The following is a 23,034-nucleotide window of genomic DNA, read 5'->3' as shown; positions in this document are numbered from 1 at the left end:
CTCCCCGGATGGTCCGCTCGCGGGCCATCCGGTATGGCCGAGAGGACGTTTCGAAGCTCGAGTGTTCGAAACGTCATAGTGCCACACGTGGTTGAAGGAGGTTCCCATGCGGCGGCTCCGGATCACGATGCCATGTCTTTTCCTGTTGGCCGCCGGCGGCCTCCTGGCCGACGCCCCCTCCCGTCCCGCAGCGCCCGTCGGCGCAGAGACTCTCGCGCCGGGGGCAGCGGCAGCCGACGACGCGGCCGTCCCGCTGCCGCCGCAGACGCCGTTCGAGAACGATCCCGAGCGGCGCAACTCCTATCGCCGCGGATATCTGGGGGGCTACCGGCGGGCGCGGACGCCGGAGGGACAGGCGGACCGGATGGCGGAGCCCGAGGTCTCGAATCCGGCGGCGGTCCGCGGATTTATCGAAGGCTGGCAGGCGGGGGTCGCTTCGCTTCCGGCGGGGAGCGTCCCGGGGAGTCTTCCGGGGCAGTTCGCCCCGTTCATTCGCTGGAACGGACCCGGCGGAGAGGGGATGCCTGGAATCAAGCTGCTCGGTGGGGCGAGAGCACTGGGAGAAGAACGGGTGGAAAGGCTGCCGCGCGAGCTTCCCGCGGAGGCGTGGAACGTGATCCGGGCGGCCCGGGGCAAAGCGAACGAGAAGGGGCCCGCCAGCGAGTTCGTCGGCGCGTGGACGATGACGCTCCCGCGGAACTTCGTCTACGACATCACCATCGCCCAGCGCGAGGACGGTCTGCTGGAGATGCGGTCGTCCAAGGCGGGACTGGTGCTGCTCGGGGCCTATGCGCTCCAGGGGGACCGGTTGCAGCTCGTCGAGCCGGTCGGGGGAATCGACGACCTGTCCTGGCAGTTCGCCGAGGGGGTGTTCACTCTCAAGTCCCAGGAGGTCCGCAACGGCGGGCACTACGTCGGGACGAGGCTGGAGCGGGCGCCCAAGCCGTAGGGGCGAGGGGCGGACCAACGGACACGGAGTTCTCCGGCGCACGACAGGCGGCGGGACGACCGGACGTTTCGTCTGGAGGACGATGTCTGCCGTCGCTCCAGGGGCTGGGGCCGGACCTTCTGACGGTCTCGCCCACCCGGCTGGTTGCGACTCTGTCCGCCCCTTTTCTGGCGATGGGATCCTACGTCCTGTTCGCGGCATGCGGTTGGTGGCACCTCGCCGTTCTGTCGATGATGGGGCTCTCCTTCGTCACTTACGGCTCGACGTCACACGATCTGGTCCATCGCTCCCTGCACCTGCCGCGGCGCGTCAACGATGCTCTCCTGAGCCTGATCGAGCTCCTGTCGTTGCGGAGCGGGACGGCGTACCGGCTCTCGCACCTGCACCACCATCGCCACCTGCTCGCGGAGGACGACCTGGAAGGGGCGGCGGCCCACGGGACGTTCTGGCAGGCGCTGGCGAGCGGACCGCCGATGCAGCTTCGGCTCTGGCGATGGGCCTGGAAGAGGCATCCCGCCGCGCGGACGCAGCTCGCGGGGGAGGCGGCGGGGGTTCTGGCGCTGATTGCTGGGGCGGCTTTCGCCGTTCGGTGGAGCGCGATTCCGATCGTCTACGTCGGGCTCGCCGTCGCGGGGAGCTGGGTCTTTCCGCTTGTGACCGCCTACATCCCTCACGACGGCCGCGGCGGCTCCGCGCTCTCCCGCACGCGGCTCTTCCGCGGTCCTTTTGTCCAGTGGATCGCGCTCGACCACCTCTATCACCTGGAGCATCACCTCTATCCGGCGGTCCCGCACCACCACTGGAAGGCGCTGGCGCGGCGGCTCGATCCCCACTTTCTCGCCCTGGGGCTGCTCCCGCCGGCGTCCGGGACGCGATCGCGGAAAAGTCCGTGAGACGGTCGGTAACATCCGTTTGCGTAAACTGTTATGGTGAGGGGCGAACGTGCGACGCGTTTCCGGTCGTCGGGCTAACGCCAACGATCGTGGAACGCCGAGAGAGACGGCGATTGGAGGCAGGCGGCGACCGTAAGGCGCTTTGCTTGACTTTCAAAATCAGTCTTCCGTACCATCTTCGATCCGTTTTGGCGGTGAAATTGCCGGGTAGTGGTCCGAGTTGCGGAGTGTTCCGCCGTCGCGCACGGTAATAGACGTAGACAGGAATCTTGAGCCATGGCCGTTCCCAAGCGACGGAAGTCCAAGTCACGCCGCAACATGCGGCGGAGCCACGACGGCGTGAAGCCGATGAAGCTCCAGTATTGTCCCCAGTGCGGCACCGCGGTCCCCTCGCACGTCGTCTGTCCGAACTGCGGCTCGTACCAGGGCCGCGCGATGGTCACTCCTGAGGAATAAGGACGATGCGCATCGCACTGGACGCGATGGGTGGAGATCATGCGCCGAGCGTCAACGTCCTGGGGGCGATTGAGGCGGTGCGCTCCAATCCGAACCTGGAAGTCTTCCTGGTCGGAGACGTCGCGGCCATTGATGCCCAGATTGCGGCGGCCGGTTACTCGGGCGAGCGGCTGCGGATCGTGCCGTCCGACGGCTACATCGGCATGGACGAGAAGCCGATGGACGCCCTTCGCAAGAAACCGGGCTGCTCCATTGCCGTCTGCTGGAAGCTGATGGCCGATCGGGAAGTCGATGCGGTGGTCAGCGCTGGCCACACCGGCGGCGTTGTCGCGTCGGGGCTGCGGACGCGGCTCTTTCTCAAGGGGGTCAAGCGCCCCGGGATTGCGGTGGTCCTGCCGACGATGGGGGGACGGGCTGTGCTGATGGATGTCGGGGCGAATCCCGGCGCGCGTCCGGAGCACCTGCACCAGTATGCGATCATGGGCTCGGTCTTTGCCGAGCATGTGCTGGGGATTGAGAATCCCCGTTACGGGCTGATGAACATCGGCAGCGAAGAGGGGAAGGGGACGCAGGACGTCCTCGAGACTCACGAGCTGATTTCGAAGTCGACGATTCCCGGCCGGTACGTCGGCAATGTCGAGGGGCGCGGGCTGTACCTTGGCGAAGCGGATGTCATTATCTGCGAAGGGTTTGTCGGGAATGTGGTGCTGAAGGTCAGTGAGGGGATGGCGTCGATGATGATGACGACCATCTCGTCGACCGTGATGGAGTCGCTGGAGACGGAGAAGCACCACGCGGCGAAGGCGTTCCACGGCATCAAGAAGCGGTTCGAGTACAACGAAGTCGGTGGGGCTCCGCTGTTGGGTGTCGACGGGATTTGTCTGATCTGTCATGGGTCGAGCGATGCCCGGGCGATCAACAATGCGTTGGCGACGGCGGTGATGTTGCATGCTCGGAAGATCAATGAGCGGATCACGGAGCATCTGGGCGGCTGAGGGCTGCGGCGGGTGTTCTGGGGCAAGATTCGTTCGCTCGTGATGGGCTGACCGGGGTCCAGGGGCTCGTCCCTGGTGGGGAGTGCAGAGGGGCAGCGCCCCTTTGCCCGCCGGAGGCCTGGCTTTCGAGAGATGCCTGAAGGAGAGCGTGTCCAAGCGCGGACACGGTTTCGTATGCCCCCTCACCAACCCGTGGGGATTGCAAAGCGAACGGTGAGTCCTCGACGCCGGTTCCACAAAGCGGACGTCCGTTGTGTCCCCCGGGCTCCTCATAGAAGCGCCTCCGGCGGCAAGGGGTGGCCCCCTTGACCCCAGGCTGCCGTGGCACGTTGGGTTTGAGCTGGCAGAGCCGTGCCGGCAAGCGGGCGGTTCGAGCTTTCGAGAGTACCGCCGCAAGGGCCACCCGATGGGGCCCATCGGCAGCTTCCGCCGCTGGGAAGGGCCCCAACATGCGGTCAAAACGGACTCCTACCCACTGGGCAATTTCCCGTAAGTGATTAACGGGCAGTCCGTTGCAGTGCATCCTGATCATCACCCGCACCCCCCTCGGCCAAAACAATTCCCCAAAACAGTCGTATTGACCCATCTCGCGAATTTGTGAGACATTCCGACCCACTCGCCCAGGATTGGCGAGCACCAATGCGACGACAACTCGCTCAAAACACTGTTCGGTGAATACCGTCCCCCGTTCCCCAGCCCATTCGCGGCGGGACAAATCGGCACCGCAAAGGAGTGCAAACGCCGTGAAGAAGCTCTTGATGTCCGTTTCCGCTGCCGCCCTCTGTGCCAGCGTCGCCCTGTCGCTGGCGCCGGCCTCGGCTCAACAGCCGGCGGCCGCTGCCAAGAGCGCGGTCCAGCACCAGGTCGGCCTCATCGACATGGCCCACGTCTTCAAGAACTACGACAAGTTCAAGACGATGACCAAGTCCCTCCAGGAAGAAGCCCAGGGAGCCCAGAAGAAGGCCGACGCGATGATCGAGGAGATGAAGAGTCTCCAGGCCAAGATCACCAGCGGCGACCTCCAGGAAGGGAGCCCGGACTACGTCCGCATCGAGAGTCAGCTCCTCAAGATGCAGACCGACCTCGAAACCTACCGCAAGGTCTCGCAGCGCGACTTCCTCCGCAAGGAAGCCGACATCTACAAGACCATCTATCTGGAAGTCCAGCAGGCGGTCAACGACTACGCCAACTACTACAAGTACACCCTGATCCTGCGGTTCAACCGCCAGGAAGTCGCCGAAGCTGAGAATCCCCAGCAGATCCTCAACAACCTCGGCCGCCAGGTCGTCTACTACAAGAAGCAGGACGACGTCACGGAGCCGATCCTCAGCTACCTCAACGACGAGTTCAAGAAGAACGGCGGCGTCGCCACCCCCGCGGCCGCCCCGGCCCGGTCCGCCTCCGCCCCGGCTGGCGCTCCCCGCTAGTCCGTGAACAAGCTCTGGCGGAGGACGCGGCCAGCCGCGTTCTCCGTTCAGGGCGACGAGTCCCCGGCTCCGCCCGGGCCTCGCCCCAACGGGCCTGACTCCACTGATCGTCTCCGGACACGGGTGATCGCCGACGATCATCCGTGTTCGTTGCATGTCATAGGCCGCAGTCGCCGCAGGCCGGTCTCCCTCCTCCGGGACCCTCCGCGGTCGACTCGCAACGGAATGGAATCCCTCCTCGTGGTCCCTCACTCCTTCCGCTCACAGCGCACGCTCCGCCGCCCCGCGGTGGTCCACGGTCATGGACTCTTCGGCGGCGCCGACGTCACCCTCCGGTTCCTTCCGGCGGACGAGAACCACGGCATCGTCTTCGAGCGTGTCGACCTCGCTGCGCCGGTCCGCATTCCGGCGACGATCGCCTCCCTGGTCAAAATGCCGCGGCGGACGGCCATCGCCTCCGGCGGGGCGAGCGTCCAGATGATCGAACACGTCATGGCGGCCCTGGCGGGCCTGCAGGTCGACAACTGCCTCGTGCAGCTCGACGCCCCGGAACCCCCGGGCGGGGACGGCTCCGCCCTCTTCCTGGCGGACGCCCTCTGGGAAGCCGGCTTTGAGTCCCAGTCCGCGCCGCGGTCGATCCACGCCGTGCAGCAGTCGGTCGTGGTCGAGGAGCGGTCCGGAAGCCGGATCTCCGTCGCTCCGACGCGGGATGGGTCCTATCGGGTCAGCTACTCGCTCGACTACGGGGCGTGTGCCATTCCCCCGCAGTCGTTCGACGTCGTCCTGACGCCGGAATCCTTCATCGAACAGGTCGCCTTTGCGCGAACATTTATCCTGGAAGAGGAGGTAAAGTTTCTCCAGGCGCAAGGGATCGGTCTGCGGGCGACGCCGCAAAGCCTGCTGGTCTTTGGCCCCGGCGGCGTGATCGACAACCGCCTGCGGGCTCCCGACGAGTGCGCGCGGCATAAGGTCCTCGACTGCATCGGCGACTTCGCGCTGATCGGTTCGGGGCTCTCCGGGGACTTCCGGGCCGACCGCTCGGGACACCACGCGAATCACGAAGTCGTCAGGCAGCTCCTCCGGGGTGCGGCCGATTCTGCCACTGCGGCGGCCTGATCGGCGGCGTTCCGAAGGTTCCGGATGGTCCGGAGAGTCGGAATTGGCAAAATTGAACGGTTGTTCGCAAGAAACAGTCAGGAGTGGACGAATAGATTCGACGGACCCGGGTCGCGCCGCCCGCCGCCGATGGAGGCTGTCGGACTGAGTTCAGCGCATCGGTCCGTGTGAAGGATGGGATGTCTCCAATGGCAACCTACGTATCACCGCTCGCTCACCTTGATCCTCGCGCCCGCGTTGGCCGCGATGTCTACATTGGCCCCTTCTGTCTCGTCGGCCCCGACGTCACGATCGGCGATGGCTGCCGTCTCGATTCGCACGTCGTGCTCTGCGGCCACACGACGATCGGTCAGCGGAACCACTTCTGGCCGAACACGGTCATCGGCGGCGAGCCGCAGGACAAGACCTACCACAACTCGACGACGCGGGTCGAAATCGGCGACGACAACCAGTTCCGCGAGGGTGTGACGATCAACCGCGGGGCGGACAAGGAAGACGGCGTCACACGAGTTGGGCACCGCAACCTGGTGATGTCGAACGCCCACATCGCCCACAACTGCCACATCTTCAACGACACGATCCTGGTGAACGGCGTCCTGCTCGGCGGGCACGTCCACGTCCAGGACCGGGCGATCGTCTCGGGGAACACCGTCGTCCACCACTTCTCGACGATCGGCACCCTGGCCTTTGTGAGCGGCGGCTGCCGCGTGCCGCACGACATCCCGCCGTTCATGCTCGCCGCCGGGAGCGACAATCCCGAAATCAAGACGATCAACATCGTCGGGATGCAGCGGTCCGGCATCAGCCGGGAGACGATCGGGATCATCAAGCGGGCCCATCGGCTCTTCTTCCGCGAGCACAAGCAGATCGACGAGGCCCGGGCGCTCTTGGCCGAGGAGTGCGACGGCGTCTTCCCGATCGAGCTGGCGAACCTGCTGAGCTTCATCGAGACCCAGCGGAAGGGGAAGATGGGCCGCGGCCGCGAGGCGGTCCGGATGGCTCCCGCCGCTCCGAAAGAAGAGCGGGAAGCGGCGTAACGGCCTGCTCAATGCGGCGACAAAGGACTTCGGAAAGGCGGCCGTGAACGGCCGCCTTTCTCGTTTTCCGGGCCGTCTCCTGGCGGGGAGAAGGGGGGGGCCGGATTCACCGCGCGAAAACTGCTCTTGCTCCGTATGCGCCTGCCACGCGACATTTCCTCCCACTCCGATGGACCGGAGCGGATTCTCGAGGAACAGGTCATGGATCGGCTGCGCGTGGCGGTGGTGGGTGTCGGAGCTCTCGGACGGCATCACGCCCGGATTCTTTCGACGATGCCGGGTGTCGAACTCGTCGCCGTGGCGGACCCGAATCCGACCCAGGGACAGGCGGTTGCCGATGCCTGCCGGTGCGAATGGACTCCGGACTTCCGTACGTTGGCCGGCCAGGTCGACGCCGCATCGATCGTCGTCCCGACGTTCCTCCACCAGAAGGTCGCCGAGGAGTTTCTCCAGCGCGGCGTCCCGGTCCTGATCGAAAAGCCCCTGGCGAAGACGGCGGTCGAAGCCCGCGCGCTCGTCCGGCTGGCCAACGAAAAGAAGATCCCGCTCCAGGTCGGGCACATCGAACGGTTCAATCCGGCCTTCGTCGAGCTGGCGAACAGCGTCGGCTCTCCTCGCTATATCCGCACCGAGCGGCACAGCCCCTATCCGTTCCGGTCGACCGACATCGGCGCGGTGCACGATCTCCTGATTCACGACATCGAGCTGGTGCTCCACCTGGCGGCTTCCCCCGTCGCGGGGATCGAGGCGTTCGGACTCTGTCTCGTCGGCGGCCATGAGGACTGCGTCCAGGCCCGCCTCCGGTTCGAGAACGGCTGCATCGCCGACCTCTCGGCGAGCCGGCTCTGCCCGCAGACGAAGCGGTCGATCCAGGCGTGGTCCGCGGAGGGGTGGGCGACCGCCGACCTGCAGGCCCGTTCGGTGACCCGCATCAAGCCGGGTGTTCCGGTCCTGGCCGGCCAGCTGCCGTTCGACCTCTCGCTCCAGAAGGGTGCGAACATCGCCCAGCTCAAAGAAGAGATGTTCACGAAGTTCTTCCCGATGGAGACGGTCTCCGTCACCGAAGGGGACGCGCTGACGCTCGAGCTCTCCAGTTTCCTCGACTGCGTGCGGACGGGCCGCCGTCCGGTGGTCAATGGCGAAGACGCTCTCAAGGCGGTCGAGGTCGCCGAGGGGATTCTCCAGTCGATGGAAGCCCACGCCTGGAACGGCACCGCTGCCGGGCCGATGGGCATTCAGGCTCTGTTCAGCCCGGCCGCGAAGGCCGCGGCCTGATCGAACGGGCGACCGGGTTCGCGTTCGGCTCTGATGGCCGTGCCATTGGGGACGGCTGCCATCGGACCGCGACTGACTACGGAAGGTCGGCGAGCCGGATGCGCGCCGCGATGGCGGGATCGGCCGGGCGGTAGACGCGCTCGCGGGGAGTCTGCAGCGCGGTGACCCCGCGCGAGGCGAGTGCGTGGCGTTGCTCCGCCACGAACTCTGAGATGTCCTGGACCTCCAGCAGTTCCCTCTGTCCGAAGGCCTCGAGGGTCAGACCGCGCAGTCCCAGCTGGATCGCGCGTCGTTCCAGCTTGGCTCCGCTGGGGTGGTGATCAGGATCCCATTGTAGCCGGACGTCGGATCGCTCGACCTCCTGAGACCACGCTTCGCGCGACGGGTGAAGGTCGTGGTTCCATGTCGAGGGGACCGCTTCCCCGAGCAGGGCGTCGAAGAAGGTCCGACGGACCCGGAGGGAGAGTGTCACTTCCTGGTTCGGTTTCGTTCCCCAGCCGGAGCGGAACATCATCCACAGGAAGTTCGGCTTCACCCAGCTCATCCGGGTGTAGCGGAACGGGCCGCCGAGGACGCCGTTCGCCGCGGCGAAGTGGCCGATCGCCGGCGTGTAGGCCTGGTAGAGGACGATCGATTCGTCGTCGAACTGCGCGAGGATGTGGCGGCCGTCTGCGGGCCAGATCTGGGTCTGCTCCTGGTAGCTCTCGGTCAGTAGAGGCATGGTGGCTTGCCGTGGCGGTGGATCTCGGATTCGACCCGTCGCGGCGCTGTCGCCGGTGGTGGAGCGGCGTGTGATCGGTTGGCGAGTGTTCTCCTTATATATAGGTGTCACTCGTTCGACACCGTGTGCCGCGGATGAGTTCGGTGAGGGGCACTCGAACCGCGTCCTCGCCGGCGCGACCTCCATCGCTCAACCCCAACGTGCGACGGCAGCCGGGGTCAAGGGGGTCTCGCCCCCTTGCCGCCGGAGGCGCTTCCATGAGGAACCGTGGTACACCACGGACGTCCGCTTTGTGGTACCGGCCGGCGTTGAGGACTCCACGCTCGCTCCGTAGTCCCCGCGGGTTGGCGAGGGGCATCCGGCACGGTGTCCGCGCTTGGACACGTGCTCCTTCAGATATCGCTCGACGGCCAGGCCTCCGGCGGGCAAGGGGGATTCTCCCCCTTGCATCCCCTGACCAGGGTGCCCCTGGACCCGGTCGGGCGGTGCCGGTAATGGGCACCTTCAGCCACTCGTTCGGTCGTACCGGCGATGACACGCCTCGACCAGACAACACTGCTAATGAGAGTACAAAGTGCAGGTGTATTCTTGTTCACATCGGCGGAGTCCGGTACCTTCGATTCGGAACTGAGTTTTCGGGCCGGAGTTGATGATGGCAGCCACACACCTGAAGGAGGACGAGCAGACACGGACCCTCAGAGAAGTCCTCCAACGCGACTGGGGGTACACCGAATTCCGCCCCCTCCAGCGGGAGGCGATGCTCGCCTGCCTCCGGCAACGGGACTCCCTCGTCGTCATGCCGACCGGCGGCGGAAAGTCGATTTGCTACCAGGCTCCCGCCCTCTGCGTCCCGGGAACGGCGATCGTCGTCTCCCCCCTGATCTCCCTGATGAAGGACCAGGTCGACGCCGCCTGCACGTCCGGCATCGCCGCCGCTCTCCTCAACAGCTCGCTCACCGGGCCCGAGAAGACCCAGGTCATGCGCCGGCTCCGCGCCGGCGAACTCAAACTGCTCTACGTCGCTCCAGAGCGGCTCATGGCGCCGCAGTTCCTCGAGACCATCGCGGACGTGCCGATCTCGTTCTTCGCCATCGACGAAGCGCACTGCGTCAGCCAGTGGGGCCACGACTTTCGCCCGCACTACCGCATGCTGTCCGAGCTCCGGGACCGATTCCCCGACGTCGCGGTTCATGCCTTCACCGCCACCGCGACCGATCGCGTCCGGGGCGACATCTGCGACCAGCTTCAGCTTCGCGATCCCGAAGTCCTCGTCGGGAGCTTCGACCGACCCAATCTTCAGTACCGTGTCGAGCGGAAGGACCGCCTCCTCGGCCAGATTCAGCGGTTCATCGACCGGCATCCGGGTGAGAGCGGCGTCATCTATTGCGTGACTCGCAAGGAGGTCGAACGGGTGGCGGCGGCGTTGGCGAGCCTCAACTACTCCGTCGCGCCGTATCACGCGGGGATGGACGACGGGGCGCGGCAGAAGAGCCAGGAGGATTTCATCCAGGACCGCGTCTCGATCATCGTGGCGACCGTCGCCTTCGGGATGGGGATCGACAAGTCGAACGTCCGCTACGTCATCCACGCCGGGATGCCGCAGTCGATCGAGCACTACCAGCAGGAGAGCGGCCGCGCGGGGCGCGACGGGCTGGAGGCGGAGTGCTGCCTCTTCTGGGGGGGCGACGACCTCATGACCTGGAAGCGGATCCACGAGGCCCAGCCTCCCGATCTGCGGCAGGCGTCGCTCGATGCCCTCAAGCGCGTCCAGACCTACTGCGAGGGGACCTTCTGCCGGCACCGCGCGCTGGTCCGTTTCTTCGGGCAGGAGCTGGAGGAGGACTGCGGGAAGAACTGCGACATCTGTCAGGCCGAGCTTCAGCCCGTGACCGAACCGCTGGTTCTGGGGCAGAAGATCCTCTCGTCGGTCCATCGCCAGGAGCAGCGGTTCGGGCCCGAGTACACGGCGAAGGTTCTCGTCGGCGCGCGCGGGAAGCGGATCCTGGAGAACGGACACGACCGGCTCTCGACGTTCGGCCTGCTGCGGTCGGAGCCGAAGGAAGCCGTTGTGTCATGGATCGCCCAACTCGTCGAGCAGGGGTTCCTCCTCAAGGAAGGGGAATTCGACGTTCTGAGGATCACGGCGGAAGGACGCCGGCTCCTGAAGGGGGAGGTCATCCCGCGTCTTGTCGTCGGGAACCTCGCTTCCGACAATGACGATCCGGAGCCCAGCGCGGGACGGGAGCGCCGCCGGTCGCCGGCGACCTCTCCCGAGTCGTGGGCGGGGGTCGATCGGGACCTCTTTGAACGGCTGCGGGAGGTTCGGGCCCGATTCGCGGCGGAGCGAAGCGTGCCGGCCTTCACGATCTTCTCGGACTCCGCGCTCCGCGATATGGCCCGGCAGCGGCCCTCCTCCGTCGACCGGTTCCTGCTCGTGAGCGGTGTCGGTCGGAAGAAGCAGGAGGATTTCGGGGCCGCCTTCGTCTCCGAGATCGTGGGCTATTGCAGCGAGACCGGCGTGGGGGTGGACGTCAGCGACGAGCCGACGCCGCTTCGGCCCGCTTCGCGGGTGGACTCGGAGAGCGGTTCCGCGAGAAAGGCTCCGACGTCGAACGCGCTTCAGGCGTTCCCGTTTTTCGATCAGCGGCTGCCGCTGGCGGAGATCGCGTCGAAACTGGGGCGCGTCCAGTCGACGGTGCTGGACTATCTGGAGCAGTACCTGGCGTTCAAGAACTCGTCTGACCTGAGCCCGTGGGTGGACGAGGCCGACGTTGTCCGCGTGCGGGGGGCGATCGAAGTCGTCGGCCTGGCGCGGCTCAAGCCGATCTTTCTGCACCTCGAAGAGCAGGTCAGCTACAACGTCATTCGGGTGGTCATCGCGGCCGAGCGGGCGCGGCTGGGAGAGACGGCCGACTCGCAGTGAGATTTCGCCCTGCGGTCCAAGTCAGCGAGCCCGTGGCCGGACGGGTGTTGACCGTTTTTCGCCCGAGGGGGGCAGCCGGGGAGGCGGGTAAAAAAAGTACCGGAGGAGGGACTTGAACCCCCGACCCGCGGCTTATGAATCCGCTGCTCTAACCAACTGAGCTACTCCGGCCGGTCCGGCGAACGAGGTTTGCCGGGACGCGAGATTCTACGAGTTCCGTTTCCCGCTGCAACCCCCAGCGTCCGGTCGGGGCGTTCGAACGCCGTCCTTGCCGGCACGGCGGTGCTCGCTCAAACCCAATGTGCCACGGCAGGCTGGGGTCAAGGGGGCCACGCCCCCTTGCCGCCGGAGGCATTTTTGTAGCGGAACCGTGGGACACAACGGATGTTCCCTTTGTTGAGGCGGCGTTGAGGACTCACCACTGGCTTCGGAATCCGCGCGGGTTGGTGAGGGGGCATACGACACGGTGTCCGCGTTTGGACACGGGCTCCTTCGGACATCTCTCGACGGCCAGGCCTCCGGTGGGCAAGGAGGCTTCGCCCCCCTGCCCCCCCCGACCAGGGTGCCCCTGGACCCAGTGGGACTGCGAGCGTCACTTGCCGCCTGACGTTCGGACCTTGAGCCGGTCCATGAACTCCCGCAGCTGCACGTCCAGCATCACGAAGTCCTTCCCGAACGACTGCTCGAAATCCCGCTGGCGGGCATCGGCAGGGTACTCGTCCAGACGGTTTCGCTTCGACAGCCGCTTGAGGTAGTCGGCGTACTGAGAGGACCGCGTCTCCGACAGAAAGAAGGTCGTCGCCCACGCCTCCGCATAGGCGTTCAACGGGTTCGTCAAAAAGACGCCGTCGCCCGTCACGATGTCCCGCAGCATGGTCTTGGGGCGGGAAGGACGGGCGTTCTGGAACGTGGTGTACCGCTCGACATCGACGCGATCCCCAGCGCCGCCCCCCCGGTCGTCCCGGAGAGTCGACTCCGCTTCGAGCAGCATCGCGAATCCCTCCACGACCCAACGCGGCTCGCTCCCCAGCCGGCTGTGCAGACCGGCGTTGAACGCCAGCTGATGGATCGTTTCGTGGACGAGCGTGTCCTTCAATGACGCCCCCGCGACCGCTCCAAACGAGGCGATGGACCCAGCCTCGCTCGGCGTCCCGACCATTTCCTCCCGGCGATCGAGCCAGGAATGTTTCACGTGAAACAGGGAGGTCGGCGGAGACTGCGGAGGATCGAACGGAGTTGGCGCCGCGATGCGTCCCGGGCGCGACGACCGGTCCAGGCGAGTCAGCAGAGCCGTCCGATGCGACGCGGTCTCCGCCTGTCCCGTCACCGGCGTCCCTTCATAGAGGACAACGCGGTTCGTGCCCGGGTTGTAGTAGCCCCGCAGGATCGGTGTCGCGTTGACCCCTTCCGATTCGGCGTAGGTCCGGAACAGCTCGAAGCTCGGGAAGACGATCGTCGCCTGCGGGAACTCCGCCTTCTGGACGGGGAAGGAGCGGCGGCTGACGTATCCGGCGAAGGCCCTCGAAGTAGAATCGAGAATTGCGGCGAACGGTTTCGCCCGCTTCTGTCCGGCGCAGATGACCTGATTGCCGACCAGTTCGAACTCCCACTTCCCGGAGAACTCGGCTCGGAGCTTCTCGCGAAGTTGGGCTGGTGTGTCGGGACGGAACTCGCCGGGGAGTCTCTTGAAGGAGCTGACGGTTCCGAGGAGGAGCTGGTGGACCTGTCCGTCGCTTTCGGCGAGCCAGCAGCGGACGTCGTCCCCGACGAGGATCCGGCCTTCGTACGTCCGCTGGGGCGTGGTGAGCTGGACGAGGGGAGCTCCGGCCTGACTCGTTGCGGCGAGGATCAGGAGGCAGAAGAGGGGGCGGAGGCAGACCATTGCGGCGTGTCCGGGTCGGGGGCGCGGTCGTTCGCACCTCAAACCTACCTCATCCGGTAGCCCGGACGGTGGTCCGTTGGCTGCGGAGGGGGATTTCCGGGGTCGCTGTGAGCGGTCCGCCGCTCCGGTTTTCCTGACCGGCATTCCGCCGAAAGACCGTCCTGGCCGGCGCGGCGCGCATAGCTCAGACCCAACGTGCCACGGCAGCCTCCGTCGGCAAGGGGGCGATGCCCCCTTGCCGACGGAGGCACTTCCACGAGGAACCGTGGGACGCAACGGGCGTCCGCTTTGTGGCACCGGCGTTGAGGACTCCTTCACCCCACACGGCTGGCTTAGCAATCCCGGCGGGTTGGTGAGGGGGCATACGGCACGGTGTCCGCGCTTGGACACGTGCTCCTTCAGACAGTGTCCGACGGCCAGCCTCCGGCGGGCAAGGGGCATTCTGCCCCCTGCACCCCCTGACCAGGGTGCCCCTGGACCCGGTGGGCCAACGGTGGTGGGCGGCGCGAAGGACACCCGTCGGCCGGGCGCGATTTCCAAGCACCCTCGCGCCCGCGCTCTCGCCGGACGGACGCTGCTACCTCAATCCCATCGTGCCACGGCCACCCGGTCCAGCGGGACGCTGGCTGGCTGCTTATTCGGCTTCGCCGGACTTGGGCTTCTTCTTGGGGGACTTCTTCTTCGCCGCCTTCGGAGCCGCCTTCTTCTTCGCGACCTTCTTCTTCTTGGACGGCTTGCCCGATGCCTCCCGCTCCTTCAGCAGAGCGATCGCCTCTTCCAGCGTGATCGACTCCGCCGTCTTGTCCTTCGGGATCGTCGCGTTCACATCCCCGTGCTTCACGTACTGGCCGTACCGCCCCTCATAGACGTTGACCGGCTCCTCGTCCTCGGGATGCTTGCCGAGCTCGCGGATCGGCGTCGGTCCCGTCTTCACGCGGGCCTGGCTCAAGAGCTCCAGCGCCCGGTCGAAACCGACCGTCAGGACGTCGTCCGTCTTCTGGAGCGACTTGTACGTCTTCTCGTTCTGCACGTACGGACCGAACCGCCCGATCCCGGCGAGGACCGGCTTCCCGTTGACCGGGTGCTCGCCCAGCGTCCGCGGCAGGGTCAGCAGCTTGAGGGCCATGTCGAGGTCGACCGACTCCACCGCCGTCCCGCGCGGAATCGAAACCCGCTTCGGCTTGGGGTTCTCGTCGGTCACTTCGCCGAGCTGCACGTACGGACCGAAGGGCCCGATCAGGACCAGGACCGGCACCCCTTCGTCCGGGTGCATCCCCAGCGCCTGCGGCCCCTGCTTCTTCGTTTCGAGGAGCTTCGTCGCCATCTCGTCGTTGAGGTCGGCGGGCGAGATGTCGTCCGGCAGCGAGGCGGTGACGGTCGCTTCCCCTTCCTTCTTTTCGAGGTACGGCCCGAACTTCCCGACCCGGACCGCGGAGGTCAGCCCGTCCAGCTCCAGGGTGCAGGCGGAGCGGGGATCGATCCCCTCCTCGCGGGTCTTCACCTGGTTCTCGAGACCGTCGTCCCCGAGGAAGAAGTTCGAGAGGTACGGGACGAACTCGACCTGCCCGTTTGAGATGTCGTCCAGCGACTGCTCCATCTGGGCCGTGAACTGGTAGTCGACCAGGTTCGAGAAGTGGTTCTCGAGGAGCTTGTTGACCGCCAGCGCCGTGAACGTCGGGATGAGCTGGTTGCTCGCCTTGCGGACGTACCCCCGGTCCTGGATCGTCCCGATGATGCTGGCGTACGTACTGGGGCGGCCGATCCCCTCCGCTTCCATCTTCCGGACGAGCGTCGCCTCCGTGTAGCGGGCGGGGGGCTTCGTCTCGTGGCTGATCGCGTCGACCTTCTGGCAGTCGAGCTTGTCCCGCTCCTGCATCAGGGGGAGCGACGACTCCTGGTCTTCGAGGGCGGACTCCGGATCGTCATGCCCTTCAACGTAGGCCCGGAAGTAACCGGCGAACTCGATCTGCCGGCCGGTCGCGCGGAACTCCGCGTCGCCGGCGGTGATGACCGCAGTCGTGAACCGGAGCTGGGCGTCGGCCATCTGGCAAGCCATCGTCCGCTTCCAGATCATGTCGTACAGCGAGCTCTCCCGCCCGCCGAGCCCCTGCTCGTCGGCGGTCTTCATCTCCTTGCCCGCGGGACGGATCGCCTCGTGGGCCTCCTGGGCGTTCTTGGTCTTGGTGCTGTACTGCCGGACCTGCGGACTCAGGAAGCTGTCGCCGTAGCTGTCGCCGATCCGCTTCCGCGTCGCCGAGATCGCCTCCTGGGAGAGGGTCACGCTGTCGGTACGCATGTAGGTGATGAGGCCGTCTTCGTACAGCCGCTGGGCGGTCTGCATTGTCTCCCGGGCCGACATGCCGAGCTTGCGGTTCGCCTCCTGCTGGAGGGTACTCGTCGTGAAGGGCGGGGGAGGGCGGCGGACCTGCTGGCGGTGCTCGATGGCGGTCACCGCCCAGCCGGTCGACTGCAGCCGGGTCTGGAGGTCCTTGGCCGTCTTCTCGTCGAGGAGCAGGACGTCCGACCCCGCCTTGATCCGGCCGGTCTGCTCGTCGAAGTCCTTCCCGCTGGCGATCCGCTTCCCGCCGAGGGCGGTCAGCTCCGCCGCGAACTTTTCGCTCTTGGCGGTCGCCAGGTCGGCCTTCAGGTCCCAGTAGGTACCGCTGCGGAACGCGAGCCGCTCCAGCTCGCGCTGGACGAGAACCCGGACCGCGACGCTCTGGACCCGGCCGGCGGAGAGCCGCGGACGGATCTTCTTCCAGAGGAGGGGGCTCAGGGTGTAGCCGTAGAGGCGGTCGACGATCCGCCGCGTCTCCTGGGCCCGGACCAGGTTCATGTCGAGCTGGCGGGTGTGGTCGAGCGCGTCGAGGATCGCGTCCTTCGTGATTTCGGAGAACACCATCCGCTTGACCGGGACCTTGGGCTCGAGGAGCTCCATGAGGTGCCAGCCGATGCTCTCTCCTTCGCGGTCTTCGTCGGTCGCGAGGATGAGTTCTTCGGAGTCCTTGAGCAGCCCCTTCAGTTCCTTGACGAGGGCCTTCTTCCCGCTGGGGACAATATAAAGAGGAGCGAAGTTCTCACGGACGTTCACCCCCAGGGTGGACCATCCCTGCTTCTTGACCTCCGCCGGGATGTCGGCCGCCTTCTCGGGGAGGTCGCGGATGTGCCCCATGCTGGCGCGGACTTCGTAGTCCTTCCCCAGGAAGCCGCCAATCTTCTTGGCCTTCGCGGGAGACTCGACGATCACCAGTCCCTTTTTCTTCTTGCCTGCCACAAGTCCTCCGTCATCCCCCGCTCGGCAGGAGATGTTCACTTTTGTTCACTGCGTCGTCGCGACCGGGAAGCCGGTCGCCCCTTTCCGGGCTCGCTCCGCTCTCCCACTTCCAAACGTCCGGACCGCTCCGCGGCCGAGGCGGCATCCCGCCCTCTGAACTCATTTCCCCCAGCGGAGTTGCCGCGCGCTTTGGCGGCGGAACCTCGCCTTGTCACTCCGGGGGGGTGAGCTAAAATGCGGCTTGCTTTTCCCGTTCCCGGCTGGTGGGTGCGGACTTCCATACGGAGTCTGCGGAAGCCTTGTCAAGCGAGTCGGGGAGCGCCGCCCTCCCGGCCGTCGCCGGTTACGGGGCCAATTTCGAGTCAGAACTCAACGATCGCGAGAGTCCCGGATGCGAGGTCCTGCTGAATTTTTTCGCCGGAACCAGAAGGTGTTTCTGGCCGTGCTCACCGGGCTGGCGATCCTGTCGTTCGTCGTCTCCGACTCCACGAACGGCCAGATCCAGAATATGCCGCCGATGCTGGTGGTCGTGACCGCCACGATCCTCGTCGGCGGGGCGGCCTGGATCGTCGGGCTGTCGAAGGACAAGGCCTCCGAGTTCGGACTCGTCGGAGCGGTGATCGGCCTGCTGCTCGGCTTCGTCGTGAACGCCTACCGGCCCGAGGCGCGGGGGGTGTCGCGCGGTGAGCAGCAGCGGGCCATGAAGGAGATCTATGTCGCCGGGACCGTCGCCCAGCGCCGCGGCGAGCGGGTGATCGACAACCTCAACTTCCGTCACCTGCTTCTCGACGAGGCGGCGCAGCACGGGGTCCAGCTTCGCGACGACGTCGGCCTGTCGCAGCTCAAGGCGGCCGGGATGACCCGCGAAGACTACGACGCGATGAAGCGCCAGCTCGGCGTGTCGGACTCGTTGATCACCTCGGCCCTCAAGAACGCCGCCGAAGTCGACATCATGCTCCGGCTCTACGGGCAGGGCGACGTCATGGCGTCCCCCCTCGACTGGTGGGATGCCTATCAGAAGCTCAACGTCCGCGAGTCGGCCCTGGTCGCCGCGGTACCGGTCGAGTCGTTCGTCGACGCCATGGCCGCGCCGAAGGAAGCGGACCTGATCTCCCTGTTCGAGGAGCACAAGAAGAACTATCCCAACCTGACGATCGAGGGGCGGCTCGAAGAGGGGCGTCCCGGCTTCCTCCAGCCGCCGCGCGTGAAGGCGAGCTACCTGGTCGCCAACATCGAGGACTTCGAGAAGCTCGTTCCCGAGCCGACGAAGGAGGAGATCGAGGCCCGCTACAAGCAGAGCTACGCCCAGCCGCTTCCTCCGAAGGGCGGGATGATCCCGGGCGGCCCCGCTCTCCCATCGCTGGATCCTCCGGTCCTTCCGGAACTCGACATGCCGAAGCCGGGCGCTCCGAAGGGAGAGCCGGGCGCGGAAGCCCCCGCCAAGCCGGCCGACCAGCCTGCCGCGCCGGAGAAGAAGGATCCCGCGGCTGACGCTCCGAAGCCGGCTGCCGATGCTCCCAAGCCGACCGCTGAAGAGAAGAAGCCCGAAGACAAGCCGACCGAGGACGCGAAGTCCGCCACGGAAGCCAAGCCCGCCCCGGAAGCCAAGCCGGAAGAGAAGAAGCCGGACGCCGCCGCTCAGGACCCGAAGTCGAGCCTGAACCGCCGCGCGGATGGAACGGTGGACGTCGCCCTCGTTGACGACGCCGCCAAGGCGACCGATGGCGAGGCGAAGCCCGCCGCGGCTCCCGCTGCCGAGGCTAAGCCGGCCGAGGAAGCCAAGCCGGCCGCCGAAGCTCCGAAGGCAGACGCCCCGAAAACGGACGCGCCGAAGACCGACGATGCGAAGCCCGCAACGGAGACTCCCGCCGCCGCCAAGGGTGACGATCCGGCGGTTCCCCCGCCCCCTCCGGCGGCCTCGACCGTCGGCGGCGCGACCGACGATCCGGCGCCCCCCTCGTCGACCGTCCGTCCCCTGGACGACGATCTCCGGCAGACGATCAAGGAGCAGATCATCCGCGATCGCGCCGAGGAGCTGGCGAAGAAGAACATCCAGCAGGGAAGCGGACTGGTCCAGTCGTTCCTCAACCGGAACCGGGCACCGAAGGTCGCCCCGAAGCCGGGCGAGACTCCTCCCGCGCCGCCGACCAAGGAAGAGGATTCGGACTACCTGACCGCGGAAGAGGCCAAGGCGGCGATCGCCAAGGCGGCCCAGGATCTCAAGCTCGAGGTAATCGAACTGCCGGCCGTGGCCGCGCGGGACATCATCGAAGGGAAGGATCACCCCTTCAAGAACGCCTCCGTCGCAGGGGGCGACTGGCGGACGGGCGGCCGCGTGGTGGAAGCCCTGTTCACTCCGGGGACGCCGCTCAACACGATGGTCCTGGCCTCGAGCCCGCAGGACGGTCTCGAGTTCGCCATCTGGAAGTCGGAGCAGGTCGACGCCCACGAGCCGAAGTCGGTCGAGGAGATCCGCGATCAGGTCGCGACCGCCTGGCGTTCGCAGCAGGCCCGCAAGCTCGCCGAAGCCCGCGCCAAGGAGCTGGCGGCCAAGGCCAAGGAAGCCGCGAAGCCGCTGGGTGAGGCCCTGCAGAACGAGACCGTCACCGGTCAGAAGGACACGCTCCTCGTCGACGTGAAGCCGACCGGGTCGTTCTCCTGGATGACCTTCTTCTTCTTCGGCGGTGGCTTCCAGACTCCGCCCCCGCGGATCTCGACCGTCGCCGGCGTGGATAAGCCGGGCGAGAGCTTCATGAAGACCGTCTTCAAGGACATCAAGGTGGGCGACGTGGGGGTCGCCACGAACGCCGACAAGTCGGTCTACTACGTGGTCCAGGTCGAGACCCGGGACGACGCCAAGCCGGAAGAGGTCATGGCCCTCCGCGAGCGGATGGTGAAGGACCGGATGTCCTCCACCTCGGCCCAGGCGATGGCGGAAGCCGAGACCTCGATGTACCGGGGGAACCCGTTCACCCGGTTGATCCCCCAGGGGGAACCGGAACTCGTCGAGGAGTAACCCGGTCCGGTCACGCGGTGTCATGAACGGGGACGAAGGTTCGTCCCCGTCTTTTTTTGCGCTCGCCGCGTTCGTTCCGCCCCCGCCCCCGCCCCCCGTCCCCGGCCGCCGTTGCCTGAACCGATCCGCGTCAGCGATCCTCCGAATTCGTCGTCCGCGGTCGTTCCCTCTCCATGAGCACCGTCGATCCCCCTGCCGCTCCCCCCGCGACCGCTCAGGCAACGAGGCGTTCGCCCGTGCTGGATGGGCGCGTCCTGCTGCTGCTGGCCGCGCTCCTGTGGAGCACCGGGGGGCTGTTCATGAAGGCGCCCGCGCTCCAGGCGATCCCGCTCGACTACCGGGGGCCGCTGCTGGCCTGCTACCGCGTCCTGTTCGCCGCGGTCTGCGTCCTGCCGCTGATCCGGTGGAACCGTCTCTGCTGGACCGGGCCGCTGCTGGCGACCGCGGTCGCCTACACCCTGATGAACGTCCTCTACGTCTCGGCCGTGACCCGGACGACGGCGGCTGCGGCGATCTTCCTCCAGTACACGAGCACTGGCTGGAGCTATCTGCTGGCGTGGCTGCTGCTCCGTGAGCGGCCGTCGCTGGGGAGCCTGGTGGCGATCGTCTTCGCCGGGCTCGGGATCGGGTGGATCGTCACCAGCGAGTGGGAGGGGGCGAACTGGCTGGGGAACCTGCTCGCTCTCGCCAGCGGCCTGGCCTATGCCGGGGTCGTGATCGGGATGCGGGCGCTGCGGCACGAGCAGGCCCCGTGGGTGGTCCTGTGCATGAACGTGGTGAGCGGCCTTGTCCTCCTGCCGTGGGTCGCGACGTTCCCGGTGTCGCTCGACCCGACGCAGTGGGGGCTGATCGCCGGACTGGGAGTCCTTCAGATGGGGATCCCGTACCTGCTGCTCGGGTGGGGGATGAAGACCGTCTCGGCGTCGGACGGGATCCTGATCACGATCCTGGAGGCGCTGCTGAACCCGATCTGGGTCTACCTGCTGATCGGCGAGACGACGCCTCTGACGACGATCGTCGGCGGAGGACTGATTCTCACCGGGCTGGTGCTGCGCTACACTCTCTTCCGCGACCGCGAACTCCCCCCGGCGGTCGAGCCCGCCGCCGGTCCCGCTTCCCCCTCGTGACGGAACGGATTCACACCGTGTCTCCGCCGCTGCCGCTACGCCCGCCGTCCGCCCCGCGACGCGGACCGATCGTCCGGGCGGTCGAGGCAGCCGTCCAGCGTCACGGCATCGAGGGGGCGCCGATCGTGGTGGCGGTCTCCGGTGGAGCGGACAGCACCGCACTCTTGAGGGCGATGGGCGAGCTTCGCCCCGGAGGCGACCTCATCGCGGCCCACTTCAACCACCGGCTGCGGGGGGCGGAGTCCGATGGCGACGCGGCCTTCGTCCGGGCACTGGCGACGTCCCACGGGATCCGGTTTGTCGGGGAGTCGGCACCCGCTCCCTCGCCGCGGACGGCTGGAAGCGGTGACGAGGGGAGCGCGTCCCCCTCGGAGGAGGCGCTGAGGAGGGAGCGATATCGCTTTCTCGAGAGGACTGCCGCGGTCGCCGGCGCCCCGGTTGTTCTGACCGCCCACACGGCGGACGACCAGGCCGAGACGATTCTGCACCATCTCCTGCGGGGAACGGGGCTTCGCGGTCTTGGAGGGATTCCCGCCTGTAGGCTTCTTTCACCGTCATCTGGCCTGCTTCTGGTCCGCCCGTTCCTCGACGTCTCGCGGGCCGAGATCACCGCCTGGCTCACGGAGCTTGGCCAGCCGTGGCGGACCGACTCGTCCAACGAGAGCGCGGTCTACACCCGGAACCGTCTCCGCCGCGACCTGCTCCCTCTCCTTCGCGGCGAGCATCAGCCTGACATCGACAGCAAACTTCGTCAGCTCGGGGCGCAGGCGCGGGAGGTCTCGGACTACCTCCGAGGGGAGGCCCGGCAGCTTCTCGCGGGGGCGCTCGTAGAGACCGGGGAGGGGGAGGGGGAGGGGGAGGTGGTTCTGAAGACCCGCACCCTGGAGCTGGCGCCGCGGGTCTTGGTGCGGGAAGCGATGGTCGAGCTCTGGACCGACCGGGGCTGGCCGCGGCAGCGGATGACGTTTGGCCACTGGGAGCGGCTGGTGGATGTCCTCGTCCGGGTTCACCGGGCGGTCGAACTGCCGGAGGGAATCCAGGCCCGCCGGCGGCAGAAGTGGGTCCGGATCACACGCGGCGAAGTGGGGCTTCCGGAACCTGGGCAGGCGGATTCGCGTTTCACGTGAAACGGGATCGGGAGGGGGACTCCGCTTGCGGACGATGTGCTTCGCGCGAAGAGTCTCCCATCAGCACCGGCTGGTGAGTTGGGGGAATGTTTCACGTGAAACGCGACGCAGGTCGGCCCGGTCGAACCGCGGCCTCGCCGGCGCGGCTTCCATAGCTCAAACCCAACATGCCACGGCAGCCTGGGGGTCAAGGGGGCCACGCCCCCTTGCCGCCGGAGGCGCTCCGGTGAGGAACCGTGGCAGGCGATGAGTACGCCTTGAGGAGACCGGCGTGGAAGAGGTTTCCCTCTCCAGGGTGCAGTCTGTGTCTTGTCCTGTTGGGCGTGCTGGGAGCAGGGCAGGTTCTTTCGTCCCTGACGGGACTGCGCGGTCGGCCGGGGGGCGTGGACCCACCCTTGGAAAGGGTGGGCTACTTTCGGCCGTCCCTGCGGGACTTCCGGCGGTGAGAACGCCCCGCTCGCTTTGGAAGCCCTGCGGGTTGGTGAGGGGGCATCCGGCGCGTTGTCCGCGCTTGGACACTCACTCCTTCAGATATCCTTCGAAGGCCAGGCCTCCGGCGGGCAAGGGGGATTCTCCCCCTTGCATCCGCTGACCAGGCTGCCCCTGGACCCGGTGAGGGGCTAGCTCAATAGCGCTCGATTCGCGGCGGGAGCGCGTCCAGTAAGAACACGATCACGAATGTCGCGATCGGACCCAGGAACAACGAGGCGAACGACCACCCCACCGCGCTCCGGTTCTTGGCCTGAGCCAGACCGCCGTTGATCATCGCCAGCGTGAACCAACCAACGGCATAGTCGCGTGTCTGCATCTTTGTTC

The 23,034-nt window shown here is 66.8% G+C and carries 16 protein-coding genes and 1 tRNA gene; 12 read left to right on the top strand and 5 right to left on the bottom strand.

From position 1 onward, the window contains the following. Positions 1-106 precede the first annotated feature (106 nt). The 8 genes from VT03_RS08700 to VT03_RS08665 all read left to right on the top strand — a co-directional run bounded on the left by VT03_RS08700 (position 107) and on the right by VT03_RS08665 (position 8,148). Entirely contained in the window at positions 107-949 is an 843-nt protein-coding gene (locus tag VT03_RS08700) for a hypothetical protein (protein WP_075092621.1), read from the top strand. A gap of 173 nt (positions 950-1,122) precedes the next feature. Next, positions 1,123-1,842: a fatty acid desaturase gene (locus tag VT03_RS08695; protein ID WP_082846051.1), complete on the top strand. Its 720-nt coding sequence runs from the start codon at positions 1,123-1,125 to the stop codon at positions 1,840-1,842. A gap of 276 nt (positions 1,843-2,118) precedes the next feature. Beyond that, entirely contained in the window at positions 2,119-2,298 is a 180-nt protein-coding gene (rpmF, locus tag VT03_RS08690) for a 50S ribosomal protein L32 (RefSeq protein WP_075092620.1), read from the top strand. A 5-nt stretch (positions 2,299-2,303) separates the two neighbouring features. Further along, complete coding sequence (gene plsX, locus VT03_RS08685) at positions 2,304-3,293, top strand: phosphate acyltransferase PlsX (protein ID WP_075092619.1); 990 nt, start codon at positions 2,304-2,306, stop codon at positions 3,291-3,293. Positions 3,294-4,036: 743 nt separating this feature from the next. Next, on the top strand, positions 4,037-4,720 hold the full coding sequence (locus VT03_RS08680) for an OmpH family outer membrane protein (protein ID WP_082846050.1): 684 nt from the start codon (positions 4,037-4,039) through the stop codon (positions 4,718-4,720). Between the two features lie 225 nt (positions 4,721-4,945). Then, entirely contained in the window at positions 4,946-5,836 is an 891-nt protein-coding gene (locus VT03_RS08675) for a UDP-3-O-acyl-N-acetylglucosamine deacetylase (protein ID WP_075092618.1), read from the top strand. 188 nt (positions 5,837-6,024) lie between these two features. Further along, positions 6,025-6,873, top strand: coding sequence for an acyl-ACP--UDP-N-acetylglucosamine O-acyltransferase (gene lpxA / locus VT03_RS08670; RefSeq protein WP_075092617.1), 849 nt, complete (start codon positions 6,025-6,027; stop codon positions 6,871-6,873). Between the two features lie 201 nt (positions 6,874-7,074). Continuing rightward, positions 7,075-8,148 carry a Gfo/Idh/MocA family protein gene (locus VT03_RS08665; RefSeq protein WP_075097010.1) on the top strand — a complete coding sequence of 358 codons (1,074 nt, stop codon included), beginning with the start codon at positions 7,075-7,077 and terminating at the stop codon, positions 8,146-8,148. Between the two features lie 76 nt (positions 8,149-8,224). Here the strand turns inward: VT03_RS08665 and VT03_RS08660 are convergent, their stop codons facing one another. Then, positions 8,225-8,869: a DUF4291 domain-containing protein gene (locus VT03_RS08660; RefSeq protein ID WP_075092616.1), complete on the bottom strand. Its 645-nt coding sequence runs from the start codon at positions 8,867-8,869 to the stop codon at positions 8,225-8,227. A 652-nt stretch (positions 8,870-9,521) separates the two neighbouring features. On the opposite strand from VT03_RS08660, the gene recQ reads away from it, so the two are divergent. After that, the gene (recQ, locus tag VT03_RS08655; RefSeq protein WP_075092615.1) at positions 9,522-11,792 is read left to right on the top strand and encodes a DNA helicase RecQ; all 2,271 of its coding nucleotides are present in this window, start codon (positions 9,522-9,524) and stop codon (positions 11,790-11,792) included. 97 nt (positions 11,793-11,889) lie between these two features. Here the strand turns inward: recQ and VT03_RS08650 are convergent. The 3 genes from VT03_RS08650 to topA form a co-directional block, all read right to left on the bottom strand. Continuing rightward, positions 11,890-11,963, bottom strand: a tRNA-Met gene (locus VT03_RS08650). Positions 11,964-12,384: 421 nt separating this feature from the next. Beyond that, positions 12,385-13,674 (bottom strand): DUF1570 domain-containing protein, encoded by a 1,290-nt coding sequence (locus VT03_RS08645; RefSeq protein ID WP_075092614.1) that lies wholly within the window; start codon positions 13,672-13,674, stop codon positions 12,385-12,387. Positions 13,675-14,308: 634 nt separating this feature from the next. Then, positions 14,309-16,948 carry a type I DNA topoisomerase gene (gene topA / locus VT03_RS08640; RefSeq protein ID WP_082846048.1) on the bottom strand — a complete coding sequence of 880 codons (2,640 nt, stop codon included), beginning with the start codon at positions 16,946-16,948 and terminating at the stop codon, positions 14,309-14,311. A 391-nt stretch (positions 16,949-17,339) separates the two neighbouring features. Between topA and VT03_RS08635 the strand changes: the two genes are divergently transcribed. From VT03_RS08635 to tilS, 3 genes are all read left to right on the top strand, one after another. Next, positions 17,340-19,964: a hypothetical protein gene (locus VT03_RS08635; protein WP_075092613.1), complete on the top strand. Its 2,625-nt coding sequence runs from the start codon at positions 17,340-17,342 to the stop codon at positions 19,962-19,964. Positions 19,965-20,137: 173 nt separating this feature from the next. Beyond that, positions 20,138-21,091 (top strand): DMT family transporter, encoded by a 954-nt coding sequence (locus tag VT03_RS08630; protein ID WP_082846047.1) that lies wholly within the window; start codon positions 20,138-20,140, stop codon positions 21,089-21,091. A 17-nt stretch (positions 21,092-21,108) separates the two neighbouring features. Continuing rightward, positions 21,109-22,218: a tRNA lysidine(34) synthetase TilS gene (tilS, locus tag VT03_RS35060; RefSeq protein ID WP_197489257.1), complete on the top strand. Its 1,110-nt coding sequence runs from the start codon at positions 21,109-21,111 to the stop codon at positions 22,216-22,218. A gap of 625 nt (positions 22,219-22,843) precedes the next feature. On the opposite strand, the gene VT03_RS08620 is transcribed toward tilS, so the two are convergent. Further along, entirely contained in the window at positions 22,844-23,026 is a 183-nt protein-coding gene (locus VT03_RS08620; RefSeq protein ID WP_075092610.1) for a hypothetical protein, read from the bottom strand. Positions 23,027-23,034: the final 8 nt, after the last annotated feature.

The sequence above is a fragment of the Planctomyces sp. SH-PL14 genome (assembly GCF_001610835.1).
GTDB lineage: Bacteria > Planctomycetota > Planctomycetia > Planctomycetales > Planctomycetaceae > Planctomyces_A.
The sequence above is the reverse complement of the archived record's forward strand: the minus strand, read 5'-3'. Positions and strand labels throughout refer to the sequence as shown.

Excerpts from the sequence above, each read along its gene's own strand:
- VT03_RS08700 (WP_075092621.1), top strand. The coding sequence starts at position 107 with ATGCGGCGGCTCCGGATCACGATGCCATGTCTTTTCCTGTTGGCCGCC.
- VT03_RS08695 (WP_082846051.1), top strand. The coding sequence starts at position 1,123 with ATGGGATCCTACGTCCTGTTCGCGGCATGCGGTTGGTGGCACCTCGCC.
- rpmF (WP_075092620.1), top strand. The coding sequence starts at position 2,119 with ATGGCCGTTCCCAAGCGACGGAAGTCCAAGTCACGCCGCAACATGCGG.
- plsX (WP_075092619.1), top strand. The coding sequence starts at position 2,304 with ATGCGCATCGCACTGGACGCGATGGGTGGAGATCATGCGCCGAGCGTC.
- VT03_RS08675 (WP_075092618.1), top strand. The coding sequence starts at position 4,946 with ATGGAATCCCTCCTCGTGGTCCCTCACTCCTTCCGCTCACAGCGCACG.
- lpxA (WP_075092617.1), top strand. The coding sequence starts at position 6,025 with ATGGCAACCTACGTATCACCGCTCGCTCACCTTGATCCTCGCGCCCGC.
- VT03_RS08665 (WP_075097010.1), top strand. The coding sequence starts at position 7,075 with ATGGATCGGCTGCGCGTGGCGGTGGTGGGTGTCGGAGCTCTCGGACGG.
- VT03_RS08660 (WP_075092616.1), bottom strand. The coding sequence starts at position 8,869 with ATGCCTCTACTGACCGAGAGCTACCAGGAGCAGACCCAGATCTGGCCC.
- recQ (WP_075092615.1), top strand. The coding sequence starts at position 9,522 with ATGGCAGCCACACACCTGAAGGAGGACGAGCAGACACGGACCCTCAGA.
- VT03_RS08645 (WP_075092614.1), bottom strand. The coding sequence starts at position 13,674 with ATGGTCTGCCTCCGCCCCCTCTTCTGCCTCCTGATCCTCGCCGCAACG.
- VT03_RS08635 (WP_075092613.1), top strand. The coding sequence starts at position 17,340 with ATGCGAGGTCCTGCTGAATTTTTTCGCCGGAACCAGAAGGTGTTTCTG.
- VT03_RS08630 (WP_082846047.1), top strand. The coding sequence starts at position 20,138 with ATGAGCACCGTCGATCCCCCTGCCGCTCCCCCCGCGACCGCTCAGGCA.
- VT03_RS08620 (WP_075092610.1), bottom strand. The coding sequence starts at position 23,026 with ATGCAGACACGCGACTATGCCGTTGGTTGGTTCACGCTGGCGATGATC.